Source organism: Ameyamaea chiangmaiensis, from assembly GCF_013376175.1.
GTDB classification, from domain to species: Bacteria; Pseudomonadota; Alphaproteobacteria; order Acetobacterales; family Acetobacteraceae; genus Ameyamaea; species Ameyamaea chiangmaiensis.
On sequence record NZ_JABXXR010000196.1, the window covers coordinates 1 to 4,026 of the forward strand.

Sequence of the window (4,026 nt, forward strand, 5' to 3'; positions counted from 1 at the left end):
CGCGCGCCTGCGTGACGGCGACGGAATCCGACGATGTCGTCATCACGCCCGGGACGACCGCGCGCGGCGCATCGCTGCCTACTACCACGGCGTGCGTCATCGGACGCGCGTGCGCGGTGGCGGCTCGAACGGGGCGCGCGCCGTGATGGAGATGCTTGCTCAGCAGCCCGTCATATTCGGCCTGCGTCAGGCTGCCCTTGGCACGTAGGATATCCAGCAGATCGGTGTAGTCATCCGCCCGGGCGCGTGGTGATGCCGCCCAGAGAGCGGCTCCGGCCAGAAGGAGCATGCCGTATCGCGAGGTGTATCGTGCCATGCCGCCGTCTTTCGTCACTGGAGCCAACGCCGCCGGACCCGTGCCGGCAGGCTGGCCGCGGACCGATCGAACAGACGTCGCGTCTAGCAAAGGCTGACGGAGTGACAATCGCTTTTTCGGAAGAAAAGGTGTGAGCAGAAGACGGGTTACATAACGGTCATGTCCCGTGTATGAAACACGGTTGCGCAACGATCTTCGGCGTTACGGGCTCGTCCGTTGCCGATCGATATACACGAAAAGTTGAGAACGGTCTATGGCGCGGATCGCCGGCGGACCCCGACATACCGGCACTGGAGCGACCATGACCGACAGACCCTCCCGCGCAGCGACCGTCCGCCCGGAGCCCGGACCGGGCGGCTATCGCGTCGTCTCGTCGCGGATTGCCTATGCCAATCCGTGGACGCGCGTGCGCGAAGACATTCTTATTCGCCCTGATGGCGGTGAGGGGCTGTATGGTGTCGTTGAACGCGGCGAATTCGCGGTCATCCTTCCGCTCGGCGAAGGTCCCGACGGACCACAGGTCACCCTGGTGCGCCAGTTCCGCTACCCGGTCGGCGAGACGCTGTGGGAACTGCCGATGGGGATGTGGGAAACGCGCCCCGATGCGTCGCCGGAAGAGGTCGCGGTCGGTGAACTGCGCGAGGAAACCGGGCTGATCGCGGGCGCGATGCGCCATGTCGGACAGACGTATCAGGGCGCGGGCTATTCGACGCAGAAGGGACACGTGTTTCTGGCGACCGATCTGACCCAGGGGCCCACCGCGCGGGAAGCCACAGAGGCGGACATGACCACCCATACGGTGTCGCTGCCCCGTTTCGAGGCGATGATCCGCGACGGCGAGATCGTGTGCATGGTCACGCTGGCCGCGTATGCCATGGTCAAGGCGCGTGGGCTGATCTGAGGGGCGCGTTAGCAGTTCGTTTACGGGCGTGGTGTAGGCTTCGTGCGATACGCGTCCTGTGCCGGGGCGCGGATGTGCACATGGAAACCTGTCATGACCACAGCGGTGAGTTCGGCTTCTCTCTTGTCCTCGGCCCAGACGGCCGCCCAGAGTGCCGCTTCCTCGGCCACGTCATCGACCAGCAGCACGACGACGACCGATCCGCTCGCCTCCCTCGGCAGTAACTCGACAGAGTTTCTGACGCTCCTGACCACGCAGCTGAAAAATCAGGACCCAAGCAGCCCGACCAGCACGGACCAGCTGACCACCGAACTGGCCCAGTTCGCCGGGGTCGAGCAGCAGGTCTCGACGAACACCAACCTCAGCACCCTGATCTCCCTGACGCAGGAAGAGCAGATGTACAACAGCCAGTCCCTCGTGGGGAAGACCGCCGAGGCGACGACCAGCACGCTGCCGTTGCAGAACGGCGCGGCCGAGTTCTCCTTCACGTCGTCCAACACCGATCCGGTGGCGATCGCGATCGCCGACAGCAGCGGTACGGTGGTCAAGACCGTGACCATGACGCCCCGGGCCGGCACCAACACTTACACTTGGGACGGGACCGACAATCAGGGCACTACGCGGTCCGACGGTGCCTACTACGTCGCTATCCAGGGACAGACGGCAAGCGGCGCAACCTCTCTGACGCCAACCGTCACGGGCACGATCACCGGCACATCACTCGACGCGGGCACGGTCGATATCGAAATGGGTGGCGCGACGATCCCGATGTCCAGCGTCATCAGCCTTCACAGCGCGACGTCGTCCGACACCGCCGCGACGTCCGCCGCCGCGGCCTGAGGCTGTTACCGTCCGAGAGGGGTAGGATGTCCCTGTGCGACGCGGGCGTCCCCGGGCGGGAGGCGTGATTTTCGATCGCCATCGTGTCATCATCGACTCTTTCAGGGTCCGGGGTGTCGCATGGCGCGATCGAGGAAAGCATTCATCCGTCTGTCCGTGTTTGCCGGCGCGACGCTGGCCGGGTTCGGCCTGATGATACTTGCGTGGCTTGCATACATCGCCGGCCATGCGTCTGCCCCGTTCCTGCTGGTCGCCGGACTGATCGTCTGTGGTGTCGGTTTCGTGGCTCTGCTGTCAGGGCAGCGTCATGCCTACGGCACCGACGTGGATGACATGGATGGCGGGTAGCGCGCTGACCGGGGCGCTGTGCGGAACCGGGAGAACACCTCTCGCCGCGGGCAGACAATTCCTCTACTGAGGGCCGATGCACAGGACGAACCCGGTTATCGGGGTTACGCTCGACAGCGAGCCCGCGGGAGGCTGGTCGGCGTGGCCGTGGTATGCCATCCGCACGAATTATATGGACGCGATCGCGCATGCCGGTGGCGTACCGGTGGCGCTGCCGCACAATCCGCGTCTCGCGGCCGATATGATAGCGGCGGTGGACGCTCTGGTGGTGACGGGGGGTGCCTTCGATATCGACCCCGCCCTGTATGGCGACGCGACCACGCATGAGACCGTGACGCTCAAACGGCGCCGCACGGGCGCCGAGCTCGCCCTGCTTGCGGCTGCCCTGGAACGCGACCGGCCCGTGCTGGGTATCTGCGGGGGCGCGCAACTGCTGGGCGTGGCCTTGGGCGGGACGCTGATTCAGCATATCCCCGACAGCGTTCCCGACGCCTTGCCGCACGAGCAGCCCAATCCGCGCGATCAGGCCGGGCATACAATCGCCATCACGCCGGGATCGCGCCTTGCCGATATCGTCGAGGTGCCGATGATGGCGGTGAATTCGTCGCATCATCAGGCGATCCTAGACCCCGGTCGCGCGCAGGTCTGCGCACGTGCCGAAGACGGTGTGATCGAGGCGATCGAGGATCCGGCGCGCGAGTTTTGTCTGGGGGTGCAGTGGCACCCGGAATTCGAGATCGATCGGGGCGATCGCAAGATATTCGCGGCGCTGGTCGCGGCGGCACGGAGAAGACAGGGATGAGCGAGCAGGAACGGCAGGGTGAACGGATCGCCAAATATCTGGCGCGTGCCGGGGTGGCCAGTCGTCGCGATATCGAACGGATGATCGGCGAAGGCCGTGTCCGGATGAACAACGTGCCGGTCGAACATCCCGCGACGTTCGTCACGGCCGGGGATATCGTTCAGGTCGATGGCGCCGTCGTGGGGGAGCAGGATCGCACGCGGCTGTGGCGGTACCACAAGCCGGATGGTCTGGTGACGACGCATCGCGACCCCGAAGGCCGCCGCACCGTGTTCGAGGCGATGCCGGAAGGGATGCCGCGCGTGATCAGCGTCGGGCGGTTGGACCTCAACAGCGAAGGGTTGCTGCTGCTGACCAATGACGGTGCGCTTGCCCGCCGTCTGGAACTGCCGTCCAACGGCTGGATCCGCCGTTACCGCGTGCGTGTGTTCGGCGTGGTGGACGAGCGACGTCTGGCGCAACTGGCCGAAGGCAGCGTGTTCGAGGGTGTGCGGTACGGCCCGATCGAAGCCGGGCTCGATTCGCGTAAGGGCGATAACGCGTGGCTGACCGTGGCCCTGCGCGAAGGCAAGAACCGGGAGATCCGACGGGTGATGTCGGGCCTCAACCTGCATGTCAGCCGCCTGATCCGCACGTCCTACGGTCCGTTTCAGCTCGGCACGCTGAACCGGGGCGAGCTCGAGGAAGTGCCCGGCAAGACCCTGCGCGAACAGGTGTCCGGACTGGCGCCGGAGCGGCGGCCCGGCCGCAAGGTCTGAGGGTCGCGTGCGGATCATCGCCGGCGCGCGCCGTGGACGCACACTGACCGCGCCGGACGGG

5 protein-coding genes and 1 pseudogene are annotated in these 4,026 nt (G+C 66.0%); 5 read left to right on the forward strand and 1 reads right to left on the reverse strand.

The window, feature by feature from the left end:
- Positions 1-316, reverse strand: a pseudogene (locus HUK82_RS14920) (porin); the annotation flags it as partial.
- Positions 317-617: 301 nt separating this feature from the next.
- On the opposite strand from HUK82_RS14920, the gene HUK82_RS14925 reads away from it, so the two are divergent.
- The 5 genes from HUK82_RS14925 (at position 618) to HUK82_RS14945 (ending at position 3,965) form a co-directional block, all read left to right on the forward strand.
- Positions 618-1,217: an NUDIX domain-containing protein gene (locus tag HUK82_RS14925; RefSeq protein ID WP_176614707.1), complete on the forward strand. Its 600-nt coding sequence runs from the start codon at positions 618-620 to the stop codon at positions 1,215-1,217.
- Between the two features lie 93 nt (positions 1,218-1,310).
- Positions 1,311-2,057 carry a flagellar hook assembly protein FlgD gene (locus tag HUK82_RS14930; RefSeq protein ID WP_176614708.1) on the forward strand — a complete coding sequence of 249 codons (747 nt, stop codon included), beginning with the start codon at positions 1,311-1,313 and terminating at the stop codon, positions 2,055-2,057.
- Between the two features lie 120 nt (positions 2,058-2,177).
- Entirely contained in the window at positions 2,178-2,405 is a 228-nt protein-coding gene (locus tag HUK82_RS14935; protein ID WP_176614709.1) for a hypothetical protein, read from the forward strand.
- A gap of 76 nt (positions 2,406-2,481) precedes the next feature.
- A complete protein-coding gene (locus tag HUK82_RS14940; protein WP_176614710.1) occupies positions 2,482-3,207 on the forward strand; it encodes a gamma-glutamyl-gamma-aminobutyrate hydrolase family protein in 726 nt (241 codons plus the stop codon).
- Positions 3,204-3,965, forward strand: a complete 762-nt coding sequence (locus HUK82_RS14945; RefSeq protein ID WP_176614711.1) for a pseudouridine synthase — start codon at positions 3,204-3,206, stop codon at positions 3,963-3,965. The genes HUK82_RS14940 and HUK82_RS14945 overlap by 4 nt, the downstream gene beginning before the upstream one ends.
- Positions 3,966-4,026 lie beyond the last annotated feature (61 nt).